This is a genomic window from Brevundimonas sp. TWP2-1, assembly GCF_049897645.1.
In the GTDB taxonomy this organism is placed as follows: domain Bacteria; phylum Pseudomonadota; class Alphaproteobacteria; order Caulobacterales; family Caulobacteraceae; genus Brevundimonas.
On sequence record NZ_JAFCWR010000002.1, the window covers coordinates 1,154,479 to 1,171,575 of the forward strand.

General features: G+C 63.8%; 17 protein-coding genes. 11 read left to right on the forward strand and 6 right to left on the reverse strand.

What is annotated here, in order from left to right; translation table 11 throughout:
* Positions 1-41: 41 nt before the first annotated feature.
* Both ACP7BH_RS16030 and mmcB read left to right on the forward strand, forming a co-directional pair.
* The gene (locus tag ACP7BH_RS16030) at positions 42-566 is read left to right on the forward strand and encodes a lipocalin family protein (protein WP_425986862.1); all 525 of its coding nucleotides are present in this window, start codon (positions 42-44) and stop codon (positions 564-566) included.
* 46 nt (positions 567-612) lie between these two features.
* The gene (mmcB, locus tag ACP7BH_RS16035) at positions 613-1,056 is read left to right on the forward strand and encodes a DNA repair putative endonuclease MmcB (RefSeq protein WP_425986863.1); all 444 of its coding nucleotides are present in this window, start codon (positions 613-615) and stop codon (positions 1,054-1,056) included.
* Here mmcB and ACP7BH_RS16040 read toward each other — a convergent pair.
* Positions 1,053-1,838, reverse strand: a complete 786-nt coding sequence (locus ACP7BH_RS16040) for a C40 family peptidase (protein WP_425986864.1) — start codon at positions 1,836-1,838, stop codon at positions 1,053-1,055. The genes mmcB and ACP7BH_RS16040 overlap by 4 nt on opposite strands.
* An 83-nt stretch (positions 1,839-1,921) precedes the next feature.
* The gene (locus ACP7BH_RS16045) at positions 1,922-3,304 is read right to left on the reverse strand and encodes a leucyl aminopeptidase family protein (protein WP_425986865.1); all 1,383 of its coding nucleotides are present in this window, start codon (positions 3,302-3,304) and stop codon (positions 1,922-1,924) included.
* Positions 3,305-3,389: 85 nt separating this feature from the next.
* Between ACP7BH_RS16045 and ACP7BH_RS16050 the strand changes: the two genes are divergently transcribed.
* The 8 genes from ACP7BH_RS16050 to ACP7BH_RS16085 all read left to right on the forward strand — a co-directional run bounded on the left by ACP7BH_RS16050 (position 3,390) and on the right by ACP7BH_RS16085 (position 10,948).
* Positions 3,390-4,226, forward strand: coding sequence for a tetratricopeptide repeat protein (locus ACP7BH_RS16050; RefSeq protein WP_425986866.1), 837 nt, complete (start codon positions 3,390-3,392; stop codon positions 4,224-4,226).
* Positions 4,227-4,268: 42 nt separating this feature from the next.
* Positions 4,269-4,928 (forward strand): HAD-IA family hydrolase, encoded by a 660-nt coding sequence (locus ACP7BH_RS16055; RefSeq protein ID WP_425986867.1) that lies wholly within the window; start codon positions 4,269-4,271, stop codon positions 4,926-4,928.
* An 82-nt stretch (positions 4,929-5,010) separates the two neighbouring features.
* Positions 5,011-5,466 (forward strand): iron-sulfur cluster assembly scaffold protein, encoded by a 456-nt coding sequence (locus ACP7BH_RS16060; RefSeq protein ID WP_425986868.1) that lies wholly within the window; start codon positions 5,011-5,013, stop codon positions 5,464-5,466.
* Positions 5,467-5,545: 79 nt separating this feature from the next.
* A complete protein-coding gene (gene yidD, locus ACP7BH_RS16065; RefSeq protein ID WP_425986869.1) occupies positions 5,546-5,818 on the forward strand; it encodes a membrane protein insertion efficiency factor YidD in 273 nt (90 codons plus the stop codon).
* On the forward strand, positions 5,815-7,752 hold the full coding sequence (thrS, locus tag ACP7BH_RS16070) for a threonine--tRNA ligase (RefSeq protein WP_425986870.1): 1,938 nt from the start codon (positions 5,815-5,817) through the stop codon (positions 7,750-7,752). The genes yidD and thrS overlap by 4 nt, the downstream gene beginning before the upstream one ends.
* 96 nt (positions 7,753-7,848) lie before the next feature.
* On the forward strand, positions 7,849-8,838 hold the full coding sequence (gene galE, locus ACP7BH_RS16075; RefSeq protein ID WP_425986871.1) for a UDP-glucose 4-epimerase GalE: 990 nt from the start codon (positions 7,849-7,851) through the stop codon (positions 8,836-8,838).
* Positions 8,839-8,943: 105 nt separating this feature from the next.
* The gene (locus ACP7BH_RS16080; protein WP_425986872.1) at positions 8,944-9,444 is read left to right on the forward strand and encodes a ferritin-like domain-containing protein; all 501 of its coding nucleotides are present in this window, start codon (positions 8,944-8,946) and stop codon (positions 9,442-9,444) included.
* Positions 9,445-9,595: 151 nt separating this feature from the next.
* Positions 9,596-10,948, forward strand: a complete 1,353-nt coding sequence (locus ACP7BH_RS16085) for a sensor histidine kinase (protein ID WP_425986873.1) — start codon at positions 9,596-9,598, stop codon at positions 10,946-10,948.
* On the opposite strand, the gene dapD is transcribed toward ACP7BH_RS16085, so the two are convergent.
* Genes dapD through argB form a run of 3 tightly spaced genes read right to left on the reverse strand, consistent with a single transcriptional unit; the run spans position 10,949 to position 13,415 of the window.
* Positions 10,949-11,818, reverse strand: coding sequence for a 2,3,4,5-tetrahydropyridine-2,6-dicarboxylate N-succinyltransferase (gene dapD / locus ACP7BH_RS16090; protein ID WP_425986874.1), 870 nt, complete (start codon positions 11,816-11,818; stop codon positions 10,949-10,951).
* Entirely contained in the window at positions 11,815-12,489 is a 675-nt protein-coding gene (locus ACP7BH_RS16095; protein WP_425986875.1) for a pyrimidine 5'-nucleotidase, read from the reverse strand. The genes dapD and ACP7BH_RS16095 overlap by 4 nt, the downstream gene beginning before the upstream one ends.
* Entirely contained in the window at positions 12,486-13,415 is a 930-nt protein-coding gene (gene argB / locus ACP7BH_RS16100; RefSeq protein WP_135194182.1) for an acetylglutamate kinase, read from the reverse strand. The genes ACP7BH_RS16095 and argB overlap by 4 nt, the downstream gene beginning before the upstream one ends.
* 156 nt (positions 13,416-13,571) lie before the next feature.
* Here argB and ACP7BH_RS16105 point away from each other — a divergent pair, with 156 nt between their 5' ends.
* Positions 13,572-14,867: a glycosyltransferase family 4 protein gene (locus tag ACP7BH_RS16105; protein ID WP_425986876.1), complete on the forward strand. Its 1,296-nt coding sequence runs from the start codon at positions 13,572-13,574 to the stop codon at positions 14,865-14,867.
* Here the strand turns inward: ACP7BH_RS16105 and ACP7BH_RS16110 are convergent.
* Positions 14,836-17,079 (reverse strand): glycosyltransferase, encoded by a 2,244-nt coding sequence (locus tag ACP7BH_RS16110; RefSeq protein WP_425986877.1) that lies wholly within the window; start codon positions 17,077-17,079, stop codon positions 14,836-14,838. The two genes, ACP7BH_RS16105 and ACP7BH_RS16110, sit on opposite strands and share 32 nt — an antisense overlap.
* Positions 17,080-17,097 lie beyond the last annotated feature (18 nt).

The window sequence follows — 17,097 nt, forward strand, 5'->3', positions numbered from 1 at the left end:
CGCCGCGCCGTATCCCCTCCAGATCGAACGAGGATACGCCCATGTTTCGCGCCAGCCTGATCGCCGCTTCCGCCGCCCTCGCCGTCCTGCCGGCGACAGCATTCGCCCAGGCCTCGAACGTCGATCTGAACCGCTTCGACGGCCGCTGGTTCGAGATCGAGCGCAATCACAACGACGTCCAGAAGGACTGCAGCCGCGCGCAGATCGACTTCACGCCGCGCGACGCCGCAGACCGCTACGCCATCGCCGTGACCTGCACCCGCCGCAACGACGGTCGCGTCGAGACCCTGCGCGCCAACGCCCGCGTCACCGACACTGCAACCAACGCCAAGTTCCGCTTCAGTCTGACCGGCCTGCTCAGCCTCGGCGGCCTGGCGGGTCAGAACTACTGGGTCTACGATCACGCGCCGGACTACAGCTGGGCCATCATGGGCCTGCCGGACAAGTCGAACTGGTGGATCTGGCACCGCAATCAGAATGCGTCGCAGGCCGAGCGCGACCGCCTCCTGACCCGCGTCCGCGCCCTGGGTTTCAGCACCGGCCGCCTGGTGCACACCGGCCTGTAAAGGCGCCGCTTGCGGTTGGAACGTAGCCGGAACATAAGCTGTCGGCATGTCCGCCGTCGCCCATCTCGAACTCGTCTTCAGCCGCCCCCAGACTACGCAATCGGTCACGCGCGGCGCGGCGCGTCTGATGATGGACATGGGCTATGCGCCGCTGCTGGAAGTCTGCCTGCCCAACGGTCGCCGCGCCGATGTCATGGCGATTGGGCGCAAGGGCGACATCGTCATCTGCGAGGTGAAGTCGGGCGTGGATGACTACCGCGTCGATCGCAAATGGCACGAATACGGGCCGTTCTGCGACGCCTTCTATTTCGCCGTTGCGCCCGAGTTTCCGCAAGACATCCTGCCGGACGAGCCGGGCCTGATCGTCGCCGACGGCTTCGGCGGGGCGGTGGTGCGTGAGGCGCCGGTGACGGCTCTGGCGCCCGCACGACGCAAGGCCTTGACCCTGGCCTTCGCCCGGTTGGGCGCGATGCGGACGATGCGCGACTAAAGGCGGCGGAAGACGGCGGCGGCGAAACCGTCGGCGATCAGTTGGGCCTCGACCTCTGCCAAGGGTTCGACGACCACCCCCTTGCCGCCCGTCGCATGAATGATCCGTTCGCCGTCCAGCACCAGGGCCGAATGACCGGTCCAGTCCTGATCGCCGTTCGGCGCCAACCAGACGACGATGTCGCCGCGCTCAATGTCCGACGCGGAGATCGCCTGCCCGATCTGGGCCTGGGCGTTCGACCGGCGCGGACCCGGCAGGCCGCATGCCAGCAGGGCCTGCTGCACCAGACCGGAACAGTCGGTGGAGATCGAAGACCGCGCGCCCAGCTCGTGCGGGCGGCCCAGCAGCCGTTCGGCCACAGCGACCAGATCGGCTTCGAACTCCCCGATCGGCTGAAGGTCGGCCTGGTCCAGACCCGCCTTCACCTCGATCACCAAGGCATTCAGCGGCAGGGCGGCGTCCACGGCGGCGACGCGATAGGCGGCCAGGGGCGCGCCGCTCGACAGGCTGTCCAGCACCACCCAGCCCACCACGCCGTCCCGGCGCGCCCGGCCCCATGCCCGGCCGTTGGCCCGATCAAGAACGTCGAAGATTTCGCCGTGCAGCAGTTGATCGATCCGCCCGTCGGCGTCGGACAGGATGTCCGCCACGGCCGCGCGGCAGTGCATGGCTTCGGTCGCCCGATAGGCGTCCGCACGCACCAGCCCTTCCAGCGCCTGTTCGGCGAGGTCGGGGCGAGCAAGGCGGTCGCCGGGCGGAAGAAGATCGAGAACGTCTGTCAACGTGAACTCGCGTGATTGAGCCCACAGCCTTATCCCCCGATGGCTTAGGGGCCGTTAACGGCCGACGCCTTTGCGAAAGAAAATCAACAAAACTGCGTTCTCAGGTATTGGAAGCACGCCCTCAACGCTTGGGCCTCGCCGCCTTCGGGGTGGCCGGGCCGCGCGCGAGGGTTCCAGGCGAAGATGTCCATGTGCGCCCAGGCGCCGGTCGTCGGCGCGAACTTCTGAAGGAACAGGGCGGCGGTGACCGAACCCGCCTGGGCCCAGGCGGACGGATCGTTCTTCAAGTCCGCGATCTCGGTGTCGAGCGCGCCGCGATAGCCGGCCCACAGCGGCATCCGCCACAGAGGATCGCGCACCTGCCCCGCCGCCGCCAGCAGGCCGGCGGCCAAAGGCTCATCATCGGTATAGAGCGGCGGCAGGTCCGGCCCCAGCGCGACCCGCGCCGCCCCGGTCAGGGTGGCGAAGTCCAGCGTCAGGTCGGGCTCGTGCTCGCCCGCCCGCGTCAGGGCGTCGGCCAGGATCAGCCGCCCTTCGGCGTCCGTATTGCCGATCTCGATGGTCAGGCCCTTGCGGCTGTTCAGGATGTCGCCAGGGCGGAAGGCGTCGGCGGACACGGCATTCTCAACCGCCGCCACGATGACCACCAGCCGCACAGGCAGGTCCGCCTGCATGACCAGCCGTCCCAGGGCCAGGGCGTGGGCCGATCCGCCCATGTCCTTCTTCATGTTGCGCATCCCGGCGGCGGGCTTGAGGTCGAGACCGCCCGTGTCGAACACCACCCCCTTGCCGACCAGGGCCACCAGTGGAAGGTCGGTCTGGTCCAACTTCCAGCCGATCTCGATCAGGCGCGGCGCCCGGTGCAGGGCGGCCGCGCGGCCGACGGCGTGGACGGCCGGATAGTTTTCTTCCAGCAGGGCGTCGCCGGTCGTGACCGTGATGGTCGCCCCGGCGCTCTCGGCGATCTCGCGGGCGATGGTTTCGATCTGCAGCGGCCCCATGTCGGCGGCGGGGGTGTCGACCATCTCGCGCGCCAAGGCGCAGGCGGCGGCGATGCGCGAGACCTCGGCGACATCCACCCCGTCCGGCGCGACCAGCCTGACCGGCGCCGGATCAGGCCGGGCCTTGTAGCGGTCGAACACATAGGCCCCCAGCAGGAAGGCCACGGCCGCCAGTTCCGCGTCCTCGGCCGCCAGCGCCAGACGATACAGGCCTCCGGGCAACCGCGCCGAAAGGCCCCGCACGCTCATCGGATCGAAAGTCGCCCCCGTTCCGACCATGACCTGGGCGACCTCGCCGTCCGCGCTTGGCACGACCAAAAGCTGGCCCGCCTTGCCCTCGAACCCGTGCAACTCGCCCCAGCGGCGGGACGCACCGTCCAGCGCGCCGCCCGGCTGAACGAAGCGGATCGGGATCGCGCCGTCGCCGTCTTGGGCGGAAACCAGCAGGGGATGCGAGATGGACATGCGGCCCTCGAAACGAAGTTAACCATCAGTTGACGTGAACAGGCGACCCTAGAGGCAAGACCCAAGGACCGCCTGGACCCGCCCCATGTCGCGCATGCCCGCCCTTCTCGCAACCGTCGCCCTGATCGCCCTGTCCGGCGGACCGGCCCTGGCGGCCGATCCGACACCGGCCTCATCGGCCCAGACCCGTGCGCCGTCCTCGGCGCAGGTCCGCGCCACCTATGACCGGATGGATGCCCTGTCGCGCTCCGTCTTCTGGGCGTCGGAACAGGAAGCCGACCCGACCGATGCGGTCGCGGGGGTGAAGCTGGCGCAGGCGCTGCGCGAACTGGGCCGCTACGACCAGGCCGCCGAGGCCGCCCAGGCGACCCTCACCGTCCAGCCGAACAATCTGGACGCCCTGCTGGAGCTGGGCCGCGCCCATATCGCGCGGGGCCAGGCCTTCTATGGCGTCGCGCCCCTGGAACAGGCCCGCAATCAGGCGCCGCGCGACTGGCGCGCCTATTCGCTCCTGGGCGTGGCCTATGAACAGGTGCGCCGGACCGATGACGCTCGCGCGGCCTGGAACCAGGCCCTGGCCCTGTCGCCCGACAACCCCGATGTCCTGACCAACGCCGCCACCGCCGCCCTGACCCACGGCGATGCGCCGGGCGCCGAGACCCTGCTGCGCCGCGCCGTGGCCCAGCCCACCGCCTCGGCCAAGGTGCGCCAGAACCTGGCCATGGTGCTGGGCCTGCAGGGCAAGATGGGCGAGGCCGAACAGATCCTGCGCCGCGAGCTTCCGCCCGAACAGGCCGAGCAGAACCTGCGCTGGCTGCGCGCGCGCGGCACGGCCGGCGCCGCGCCGTCCAGCGGCGGCGCACCGGCGGACACGCCGACGACCGACACAGCCCGTACCTGGAATTCGCTACAAGGCGGCTGATCCGCCCGTTGCGATCGGGCCGCGCGCGTGGTGGATGAAGCCATGACTTCCCTCCCCACGCCCCGCGCCTATCAGGCCTTCCTGTTTGACATGGACGGCACCTTGATCACCTCGACGCTCGCCGCCGAGCGGGTCTGGACCCGCTGGGCCGGACGTCACGGCCTGGACGTCGAGGCCCTGCTGTCCGTCATGCACGGGGTGCGGGCCATTGACACCATCCGCAACCAGAACCTGCCCGACATCGACCTGGACGCCGAGGTCGCCTGGGTCGAACGGGGCGAGATCGAGGACGTGGAGGGCGTCGCTCCCATTCCCGGCGCCATCGACTTCGTCAAACGCCTGCCGCCCGACCGCTGGGCCGTGGTCACTTCCGCCTCGATCCCTTTGGCCCGCGCCCGACTGAAAGCCGCCGGGGTGGCCCCGCCCGCCGTCATGATCACCGCCGAGGACGTGGAACGCGGCAAACCAGACCCCGCCGGTTATCTGAAGGCTGCGGCGGCTCTGGGCTTCGCCATCGCCGACTGCCTGGTGTTCGAGGACGCCGAGGCCGGGATCAAAGCCGGCGAGGCCGCTGGCGCTGACGTGATTGTCGTCACCGCCGCCTGGACCCATCCGCTTCAGACGGATCACCCCAAACTGGCGAACTATGCGGATGCCAGGCTTGAAGTGGGGGCGGACGGGACGCTGACGTTTAAGGTCTGACACATCATTTCCCTCCCCGTTCCGGGGAGGGAGAGGTTTCCTGCGACTTCCCCCAAGCCCTTACGCATCTTATCTTCGTCCCATGATCGACGACCTCTACAGCGCGCGCATCCTTAAGCTGGCGGCCAACCTGCCGCATGCGGGACGGTTGCCTGCGCCGCAAGGCACTGGCGAACGAGTGGCGAAGCTGTGCGGGTCGCGGGCGACAGTCGATGTGACGCTGGACGACCAAGGCCGCATCGCCGGCTTCGCCCAGGACGTGAAGGCCTGCGCCCTGGGTCAGGCCGCCGCCGGGGTGCTGGGCCAGTCCGTGATCGGCGCGTCGGTCGAAGAAATCGCCGAAGCCCGCGACGCCATGTCCGCCATGCTGAAGTCCGGCGGCGAAGGCCCGACCGGCCGGTTCGAGGATCTTCGCGTCCTGAAACAGGTCGCCGACTATCCCGCGCGCCATGCCTCGACCCTTGTCTCAATCGAGGCGACGCTGGAGGCGGTCAAAAACGCCCTGACCGCCCGAACGCGTCTCGCCGGCGCGGCCTGACGGGCACGACCGGTTGATCCCCCTGCGCTGACGGGGGATAAGCGCGACGAACCCATCCAGCCCCCGGCGAAGGGACGTGATGTCTCTCTACGAACGCGGCGTGCGCGCGGCCCATCGGGGCTACAAGCTGACGCTGTCTCCCCTGATCGGCCAGCAATGCCGGTTCCTGCCGACCTGTTCGGACTATGGGCGAGACGCCCTGATCCAGCACGGACCGGTCAAGGGGGGATGGCTCACAGTGCGCAGGCTCTGTAAATGCCATCCCTTCGGCGGGTCGGGATACGACCCGGTGCCGTCACGCGAGGCCGCCTTGGCGGATCGCGCAAGAGAAAAGCCAAAGACTGACACATGATCGACCTGAAATTCCCCGACGGCGCGGTTCGCCAATATCCCGAAGGCTCCACGGCGCGCGACGTGGCGACCTCGATCTCGCCGTCCCTGGCCAAAAAGGCCGTGCTGGCCGAGCTAAACGGCGAGCAGCGCGACATGGGTCGGGTGCTGGAGACGGGCGGCGACTTTCGCCTGATCATGCGCGACGATCCGGCCGCCCTCTATACGATCCGTCACGACACGGCCCACGTCCTGGCCGAGGCCGTCCAGACCCTGTTCCCGGGAACCCAGGTCACGATCGGCCCGGCCATCGAGGACGGCTTCTACTATGACTTCTTCCGCGAAGAGCCCTTCTCGACCGACGACTTCGCCGCCATCGAGAAGGAAATGGGCCGGATCATCGACCGCGACGCGAAGTTCGAGCGCGAGATCTGGGAACGGGACGACGCCATCAAATTCTTCGAGGCGCGCGGCGAGAAGTTCAAGGCCGAGCTGATCCGCGACCTGCCGGGAACCGAGACCATCACCCTGTACAAACAGGGCGACTGGATCGACCTGTGCCGCGGCCCGCACTTCCCCTCGACGCGCCACGTCGGCAAGGCGTTCAAACTGACCAAGCTGGCCGGCGCCTACTGGCGCGGCGATTCCAAGCGCGAACAGCTTCAGCGCATCTACGGCACCGCCTGGGCGACCAAGGAAGACCTAGACGCCCACCTGCAGCGTCTGGAAGAGGCCGAGAAGCGCGACCACCGCAGGGTCGGCAAGGCGATGGAGCTCTTCCACATGCAGGAAGAGGGCCGAGGCATGGTCTTCTGGCATCCCAAGGGCTGGGTCCTGTGGCGCGTGCTGGAGGCCTATATGCGCCGCCGCCTGGACGCCGCCGGCTATGTCGAGGTCAAGACGCCCCAGGTGCTGGACCGCAAATTCTGGGAACAGAGCGGACACTGGGACAAGTACCGGCCCAATATGTTCGTCTGCGAAACGGTCGAGGGCGAGGAGCTGTCCCTCAAGCCGATGAACTGCCCCGGCCACGTCCAGATCTTCGACCAGGGCCAGCGGTCCTATCGCGAACTGCCGCTGCGCATGGCCGAGTTCGGCGCCTGCCACCGCTATGAACCGTCGGGCTCGCTGCACGGCCTGATGCGGGTGCGCGGCTTTACGCAAGACGACGCCCACATCTTCTGCCGCGAGGACCAGATCGTCGAGGAGACGTCCGAGTTCATCAAGCTGGCCCGCAGCGTCCACGCCGACCTTGGGATGGAGACGGCCTATATCAGCCTGGGCACCCGGCCCGAGAACCGCGCCGGCTCCGACGAGTTCTGGGACAAGGCCGAGGCGCTGATGGCCGAAGCCGCCCGCGCGGCCGGGACCGAGCCGGTCGTGACCGAGGGCGACGGCGCCTTCTACGCGCCCAAGCTGGACTTCATCGTCAAGGACGCCATCGGCCGCGAATGGACCTGCGGCACGATCCAGCTGGACTATGTCCTGCCCGAACGCCTCGACGCCACCTATATCGCCGAGGACGGTCAGAAGCACCGTCCGGTCATGCTGCACCGGGCGATCCTGGGCAGCTTCGAGCGGTTCATCGGCATCATGATCGAGAACTACGCCGGCGCCTTCCCCCTATGGCTGGCCCCGACCCAGGCCGTGGTCGCGACCATCACCTCGGACGCCGACGACTACGCCCGCGACGTCATGGCCCGGTTCAAGGCGGCGGGCCTGCGCACCGAGATCGACCTGCGCAACGAAAAGGTCGGCTACAAGGTGCGCGAACACTCGGTCGGCAAGGTGCCGGTCATCGCCGTGGTCGGCCGCCAGGAAGCCGAACAGGGCCTGGTCGCCATCCGCCGCCTCGGCTCCCAGGCCCAGACGGTTGTCACGGTCGAGGAGGCCATCCGCGTCCTGACCGACGAGGCGACCCCCCCGGATCTGAGGCCAGAAGAAACCAGAGATTGATTTATAGACTCACCCCAGGCTGTCGTTTAGCATAAGGCGTCTGGCTTCAGCACGCTTCCGTGTCTGTCCCGGCAAGGGTCGATGGGGAGAGCGGGCATGCCCAGCACCATCCTGGTCACGGGCGGCGCCGGCTATGTGGGTTCGCACGCCTGCCTCGCCCTGTCCCAGGCCGGTTTCACGCCGGTGGTCTACGACAGTCTGTCGAACGGCCATGCGGCCTTCGTCCAGTGGGGCGACCTTGAGATCGGCGACATCCGCGACGCAGCCCGCCTGGATGCGGTGATCGCCAGACACAGGCCTGTCGCCGTCCTGCATTTCGCCGCCCTGATCGAGGTCGGGGAATCGGTCAAGGCGCCGGGCCGCTTCTATGACAACAATGTCGTCGGCGCCCTGACACTGATCGAGGCGGCGAGGCGCGGCGGGATCGGGGCGATGGTCTTCTCCTCGACCTGCGCCGCCTATGGCGACCCGGTCTATCTACCGATGGACGAGGCCCATCCCCAGGCGCCGCTGAACCCCTATGGCCGCACCAAGCTGATGGTCGAACAGGCCTTGTCCGACTATTCGACACATGCCGGCTTCCGCTCGGTCTGCCTGCGCTACTTCAACGCCGCCGGCGCCGACGAAGAGGGCCGGATCGGTGAGCGCCACCACCCCGAGACCCACGCCATTCCGCTGGCGCTCCAGACGGCGCTGGGCCAGCGTCAGGGGTTCAAGCTGTTCGGCGACGACTACGACACCCGCGACGGCACGGCGGTGCGCGACTATGTCCACGTCATGGACCTAGCCGACGCCCATGTGCGGGCGCTGAAATACCTGCTCGACGGCGGCGGGACGACGGTCTTCAACTTGGGCACCGGTACGGGCACGACGGTCGCGGAACTGATCGACACCATCCGCCGCACGACCAACCGGCCCTTCCCCGTCGAGACCGCGCCGCGCCGGCCCGGCGACGCCCCCTGTCTGGTGGCCGACAACAGCCGTGCGCGCGAGGTTCTCGGCTGGCGGCCGACGCGGACGTTGGACGACATCGTTCGCACGGCCTGGCGCTGGCATGCCGCCGAGCGGGAGGCGCTTGAGGCCTAGGTATTCGCAGCCTGCGCGCGAAACCGAACAGAGGAACGCAAACCGAACGGATCGCTTGTGATGGGGTGCGCCCCTGCGCTTCATCACAAACAGCGAGATACCCCAATGGCCGAGAAAACCCTCGACACCCTGTTCCACGACACGCTCAAGGACATCTATTACGCCGAGCGCAAGATCCTGAAGTCCCTGCCCAAGATGGCCCGTGCGGCGCAGTCGCCCGAGTTGAAGGCTGCCTTCGAAAAGCACAAGGACCAGACCGAAGGCCAGATCGAACGCCTGCAACAGGTCTTCGAACTGATCGGCAAGGCCCCGCGCGGCAAGACCTGCGACGCCATCGAAGGCATCCTGGCCGAGGGCGAGGAAATCATGGAAGAATATAAGGACACCCCGGCCCTCGACGCCGGCCTGCTGGCCGCCGCCCAGGCGGTCGAACACTATGAGATCACCCGCTACGGCACGCTGAAGCGCTGGGCTCTGGTGCTGGGGATGAAGGACGCCGCCGCCCTGCTGGACGAAACCCTGCAGGAGGAATCCCAGACCGACGAAGACCTGACCGGCATCGCCGACGCCGCCGTCAACGCCGCCGCCATGAAGACGGCCGCCTGATCGACCCGGGGGCGGTTTCGCGACCGCCTCCGCCTTTTCTTCTCAAGCCTTGAGTCCGGAACCGGACACAGAACCTCTACAAAAGTCAGCGTTCACCGTATCTTAGGCGACAGCAACCGAAGTTGCGTCATCGGCCCGAGAGACCCTGACGATGACGCACCCCAAGACCGCCCGAGACCGGACCTTTCTGCAGTATCTGATCGAAGCCGGACATATGCGGTATTGGATCATCGCCAGCTGGGCGGTCGCCCTTTTCACCGTCACCGACTTCAAGACCGCCGCCGCCTGGTTCGTCGCGGCGACGCTTTCGGGCCTGCTGCGAACCTTCGTGGAGCGCGGTCTGGTCATGTCGGACGCCGCGATGCACGGGCGGATCAAGCTGGTCGCCGCCACCATTTCCTGCTTCGCCTGGGCGGCCGCGCCCTTGCTGGCCTTCCTCCATGGCGGAACCTACGGCGTGCCGCTTGGCGTCGCCTTGCTTATCGCCGGCTATGTTCTGGTCTTCACCCAGATGCGCGCCGCGCCGCGCGAGGCTCTGATCGTCTCCGCCCCCTATTCCATCGTGGTGGCGATCCTGTTCGCCCATCTTTGGGGCACGCCGGGATTCTGGGTGGTGCTCAGCACGGTCCCCGTCCTGGCCCTGGCCCTGGTGATCAAGGTCGCCATCACCCAGATGAAGGACGGCGACCTGGAGGCCGTAAACCGCCGTCAGGCCGAGCTGATCGCAGAGCTGGAGACGGCGCGCGACCGGGCCGACGCCGCCAGCGCCGCCAAATCCAACTTTTTGGGCGTCATCTCGCACGAGCTGCGTACGCCGATGAACGGGGTGCTGGGCGCGGCCCAACTGCTGCAGATGTCCAGCCTGGACGACCGTCAAAAGGAGTTCGTCGGCGTGATCCGCAACTCGGGCGAAGGTCTGATGGTGCTGCTGAACGACATCCTGGACATCACCAAGATCGAGTCCGGCAAGATGGAACTCGACATCGCCGATATCGAGACCGACACGTTGCTGACCCGGCTGACGGGGCCGTTCAAGGCCCAGGCCGAGGCGCGCGGTCTGACTTTCGCGACAGAGATCCGAGGCGATCTTCCGCCCCTTCTGAAGATGGACCCGCTGCGTCTGGCCCAGGTCACGCACAACCTTCTGGCCAATGCGATCAAGTTCACGCCGCAAGGCGAGGTTCGTCTGGTCGTCGAAAGCGAACCAAGCGCCGAAGGCCGCATCGCCCTGCGCCTCAGTGTCTCGGATTCCGGCATCGGCATCGCTGACGACGATCTGTCGCGCCTGTTCCAGCCCTTCTCCCAGGTGGACGGCTCGTCCACGCGCCGGTTCGGCGGCACCGGCCTGGGCCTCAGCATCTGCCAACGCCTGGCCGTTCTGATGGACGGAGAGATCACGGTGACGTCAATCCCCGGCCAGGGATCGACCTTCACCCTTCACGCCACTTTCGATGCGCCCTCGATCGAAGGGGCCCCGATCGAAGCCGCCCGCGCGGCCGCCTGATCAGTCGCGCAGCAGTTCGTTGACGCCGGTCTTGGCCCGCGTCTGGGCGTCTACCCGCTTGACGATGACGGCGCAGTACAGCGACGGCCCGCCGTTGGGATCAGGCAGCGCACCCGGCACCACCACCGAATAGGCCGGCACCTCGCCGCGGAAGACTTCGCCCGTCGCCCGGTCCACGATCTTGGTCGAACCGGACAGATAGACGCCCATGGCCAGAACCGCGCCTTCGCGCACGATCACGCCCTCGGCCACCTCTGCGCGGGCGCCGATGAAACAGCCGTCCTCGATAATGGTCGGATTGGCCTGCAGCGGCTCCAGAACGCCGCCGATGCCCGCGCCGCCCGACAGGTGGACGTTCTTGCCGATCTGGGCGCACGAGCCGACCGTGGCCCAGGCGTCCACCATCGAGCCCTCGTCGACGAAGGCGCCGATGTTCACGAACGACGGCATCAGCACGACGTTCCTGGCGATGTGGGCCCCGTGGCGAACGATGGCGCCGGGGACCGACCGGAAGCCAGCCGACTGATAATCCGCCGCCGTCCAGTCGCCGAACTTGTTGGGCACCTTGTCCCAGAAGGGTCCGACGGCCGCAGGATGGTCCGCCGACAAAGGCATAACGGACGCAGGGCCGGCGCGCATGATCTGGTTGTCGTTCAGGCGGAAGGACAGCAGCACCGCCTTCTTCAGCCATTGATGCGTCGTCCAGACGCCGTTTTCGCCGCGCGAGGCGACGCGCGCCTGGCCGGAATCCAGCAGGGCCAGCGCCGTCTCGACGGCGTCGCGGACCTCGCCGTGGGTGGCGGCGGACACCTCGGCGCGCTGTTCCCAGGCGGCCTCGACGACGGATTCGAGATGCGACAGATCGGTCATGCGGCGTCCTTGAAGGTCAGGTCGGAGAGGAAGTCGAGAAGGTCGGGGGCCACATGGTCGATGTGGTCCCCCAGCGGCTTGCCGTGGCCGTCGCCGATCAGGACCGTGGCCATGCCCAGGGCCTTGGCTGGCTCCAGATTTTTGGGCGTGTCCTCGAAGAAGGCGGCCTGATGCGGGTCGATGTCGAACCGTTCCAGCATCCGGCGGAAGGTGGCGGGATTGGGCTTGGGCGTCAGATCCCCGTCCTCGATGGCGAAGACGTCGGCGAAACAGTCGGCGATCCCGATCCGCTCCAGAACCCGATGCGCATAGTCGCGCGCGCCATTGGTGAAGACGTAGCAGCGGCCGGGCAGGATCTTCAGCCGTTCCGCCAGGCGCGGATTGGGCTCGACCCCGTCCAGCGGCACATCGTGCACCTCGCGCAGGAACCGCTCGGTATCCACCGCATAGTTGGCCATCAGACCGGCCAGGGTGGTGCCGTGCTCGTCCAGGAACTGGCGCTGCATCGCCGCCGCCGCTTCGGGCTCCAGCCCCACAGCCTCGACCACGAAGGCGTTGATCCGCGCCTGGACCAGCCGCATCAGCCCCTGCTCGCGCGGATACAGGGTGTCGTCCATGTCGAACACCCAGGCCCGCACATGCCCAAGGGATGCAGAATGGATATCCGTCAAGACGCCTTCACCAGGGTGCCGGCGCCGAATTCGGTGAACAGCTCGACCAGCATGGCGTGGGGCCGACGACCGTCCAGGATGACCACAGCCTCGACGCCCGCACGCACGGCCGCCATGGCCGTTTCCAGCTTGGGGATCATGCCGCCGTGGGCGACGCCGCTGTCGATCAGGGCCTGCGCCTCCTCCAGGGTCATCTGGCGAATGATGTCGCCGTCCGCGCCCTTGACCCCCGGCACGTCGGTCAGCAGCAGCATCCGCTTGGCGTTCAGCGATCCGGCGATGGCGCCCGCCACAGTATCGGCGTTGACGTTGTAGGTCTGACCGTCCTCGGCGACCCCGATCGGGGCGATGACCGGCACCCAGTCCTCGGTCTCGGACGCGATCAGGCCCTTGATCAGCTTGGGATCGACCTTGGTCGGCTCCCCGACATAGCCCAGATCCACCTCGTGCTCGATCATGCTGTCGGGATCGCGCTTGGTCCGGCGCGTCTTCTCGACCGTCAGCAGGCCGGCGTCCTTGCCCGACAGACCGACACCGCGCACGTCCGCCTCCTTGCCGGCCATGGTGATCCAGTGGGCGATCTCTTTGTTCACCGCGCCCGACAGCACCATCTCGGCGACCTCCATCGTCGCCGGATCGGTGACCCGCAAGCCGTCGACGAAGCTGGATTTCACCCCCGCCTTTTCCAGCATGGCGCTGATCTGGGGCCCGCCGCCGTGCACCACGACCGGGTTCACCCCCATCAGCTTCAGCAACACGACATCGGCCGCGAACTGTCGCGCCACGGCGCTCTCGCCCATGGCGTGGCCGCCGTATTTGATGACCACGGTCTCGCGGTCATAGACCTGAATATACGGCAAGGCCTCGGCGAGCGTCTTCGCCGTCTCCCAGCTGCGTTCTTCCGACTGGCGTTCTGTTTCGTTCATCACGCGCGCGAGATAGCGGGGGACGGGGGCGGTGTCACGATCAAAACCCCCGCATTGCTGAAAGGGTCGGCGTTGATGTAACGGCTCCTAAACCCCTACCCGGATTACTCCGGCAATCGCCGCGCATAATTCCTAGCTAAAAAAGAACGGGTCCCGATGACTACAGTTTGTATTGATGGCTTTAACCTTGCGCTTCAACAAGGGTCGGGAATTGCGACCTATGCTCGCAACCTTTTGATCGACCTAAATGCCATCGGCTACGAAACGCAGGTCCTTTATGGCCCAAAAGGGAAGAGAGGGAATGACGATGCCCTCAACGAAGCAATACTGGTTGACAGCGAACGCTCTGGAAAACCTCCAAAGCGTGCCTCCCGCTATCTTCGAACAATGGCAGCCACGGTTGGTGTATCTGCTCATTTCATTCCGCGTACCGGCCGTGTGATTTGGCCAGACGACGGAGCCGCGCAACCTCCTGCCGCCTCGTTTTGGAGCAGCCGCGACCTGTTTCGCACCTCCCATCGCGCATTTCAGCGGTTCGGGACCACATCACGCCTGCATTTCACCGGCGCGCCCAAGCCAGATATAGTCCATTGGACTACTCCACTCCCCTTACACGCAGCAGGGTCGGTAAACGTCTGCACAATTCACGACCTTATACCCTTACGGCTTCCTCATAGCACCTCGGAAGACAAAAAGAACTTCTACGATTTGTTCAAAAAATCAGCCGCAACTTCGGATCACATTATTACCGTTTCCGAGACCACAAGGAATGATGTCATATCCTCTTTCGGAGTTCCGGAAGATAAAGTTACAAATGTCTATCAATCGATATCCATACCTAAGAACGCCCTGGCTTTATCAGACTTAGATGTTTCCACGCACTTATTTGACGTTTTTGGCCTAAAATGGAAAGATTACTTCATTCACTACGGAAACATCGAACCCAAGAAAAATCTCGGACGCATCTTTGAAGCTTTTTCTCAGGCCGAGACCAGGAGAACACTGGTCATCGTTGGCGGAAAAGGCTGGCTTCGTGAAAACGAAATATCTTTAATGCAACAAGTTATTGCATTGGAAAGTCCCTTATCGAAAAGAGTTATCTATCTAGAGTACCTTCCACTCATAACTCTGGTAGGTTTAGTGAGGGGCGCTCGCGCTACCCTTTTTCCCTCTCTATATGAAGGCTTTGGCTTACCTATCGTCGAGTCGATGGTATTAGGCACTGCTGTAATGACTTCTAACTTGGGAGCACCGAAAGAAATCGCAGGCTCAGCAGCCGCTCTGGTCGATCCATTTAGCGTTGCGTCCATTAAACTCGGCATAGAAGCATTAGACAGAGACGACGATCTATTACGTACACTCGAACACCACGGCAGAAAACGCGCGCTCCACTTTTCTCCAGAGCGCACCCAAGCGCGAATCAAAGAGGTGTATCGGCGGCTTCATCATTGAAAAGCCCATTTTCCACTCGTTTTAGTGACCACGGCCTGCTCTTATTCGACCGCTCAACGTAGTCTACCATCGCCCTAAAGTTGGGCTTAGCGTAGCCACCCAATGGGCTGTGAATGTGACGAGACCATATCGGGCTAACGAATGGATCTTCGACAACAGCCCGTCCCCACCTGCGGCGCAATTCAAACAGTTCACCTTCGTCCCAAGCTATTTTGGCCTGCGTATCATTGAGTCCACGGGTCTTTGATTCCCTGTGAATGAGTTCTATTTCTGGGTCGTAGACAACAATATAGCCGAGCTCTCGGACACGGAGGCAGAAATCGACATCGTTGTAGCCAATCGGAAGTGAAACCTCATCGAAGCCTCCCGTCTTATGAAACAATTGGGCCGGGACGGCGAGGAAAGCCCCCGTCACAGCAGCTGCACCCCTGCGACAACTCCACCTCTCATTTGGTCCATTGTCAGATCTAGGGGAAAACAGACCTTCATGTTTCGGGGCGCCATTGTCGAATCCCAAAACAATTCCCGCATGCTGCTGCTGATCATCGGGATACCAGAGGCGTGCTCCGATTACGCCTACGTTTGGATCAGAAAAAATACGCCGTAGCTGATCGTCCCACCCATCGGACAACATGACGGTATCGTTGTTACAAAATACGACGATGCCTTCTTGCACGCCTGAGCTAGCCGTGTTGTTTAGCAGAGACCAGTTAAATCCTGCGTCATCCCTTATCGTTTTAATTCCATAAATGCGCTTCATTCGGTCGATGGCGACCTGCGTCTCTGGAAGATCGCTTCTATTGTCAACGACAATGACCTCGAGGCGAGCCCGAGATTTGCTACGGGCATAGAGACTTTCTATACATTCAACGAGCATGGATGACTGGTCTTTAGTCGGTATTATCACCGTCACTGGCAAATCCAAGACCTGTTCGTCTCGCTCCAGAATTCGTGTTGGTCTTATTGTTTCACTACTTTCTATTAACGATGCCGCATCAGGCAAAATTAGCTTGCTGGCCAAGCTCAGAGGTATGTGTGGAACAGGACAAATTCCTATCCGACTTTTGAGAAGCTTGTAGTGAACATAGTTAATATCTGCGCGGCCGCCCTCAACAACTTCTAAATATGAGCGTGCCAGCTCATCAAATATTTTGCAGCTGCCGGCTAGAAGTAAAGGCATCTGCGATTTAGCTTCCATCAATACAGGATCCGCCATTCCATATAAAGTTGGATCACTATATATCCGACCACAAGACCACTGCTCTCTCAGCCGGTCATGATCACAATACAATAGTTCAGCACCTGTTTGGCTAAGGCCCCAACCTAGCCATGACAAAGCTCGATCATCAAGAATGGTACCTGCAGCGATCGATACTACTACGTCATAGCTTTCGGCATGGACAGAGCCCAACAAGCCATCAAAGTCATTCTGAAATTTGATCCGCTCATCCGTACGTTGAAATGATGTGACGCTGTGAGAATTATCCGACATCCCCACTATGATTGCTGTCCAATTATCAGCCGATTGATCGATCAAACTCAAGAGCGTGCGCCGCAAAAGCGCAGGGTGTCCGACGCTCGCGTCTACGATTACTAGGTATTTTTTTGCAGCCACTAACGGTGCATCAGTGATCGGAAAGTCTCGCTTGAAAGCGTTCCACGCACCTCTCGGATAAGTCGAATTGGCGTTCCTTTGATTCAAAGCTGACATAACGTTCTGAAGGCTGGTTTCGAGCCTCAAGAGGTCGGACTGCATGACATCGGGACCCGAGAGAGTCTTAGCAACTCGTCCGTTGGCGCCCATTATCAGCAACATATAGCGCGCTTCGCGAGAATTCTCGTCAAGCTCTAATGCTTGGGTAAAACTCTCTATAGCGTCAGCAGACTTACCTACCTGCCGTAGCGCATGACCTAGGTGTATTAGAGTACTGGCTTTTGGTCCATTTTTGTCGATTATCTCACGATACCGAACAATTGCCTCGTCCGTCGCTCCGATATCCTTCAGAGTGTTTGCAAGCTTTAGCGCGGGACCAGATCTTGCAGGATCAAGTGAGCTTGCCATCTGATACGCGGCAATCGCAAGAGCCATGTCTCCTTCAGATGCGGCACGGTTTCCAATTCGCAAGGCGACATCAGCTTGTTTACGACCACCTCGGCGCGCGAGCCTGCTAAATCTCAAAATGGCGTTGCGTAGCTTGTCGATGGGGGTCACGCTGATGTACCATTCATA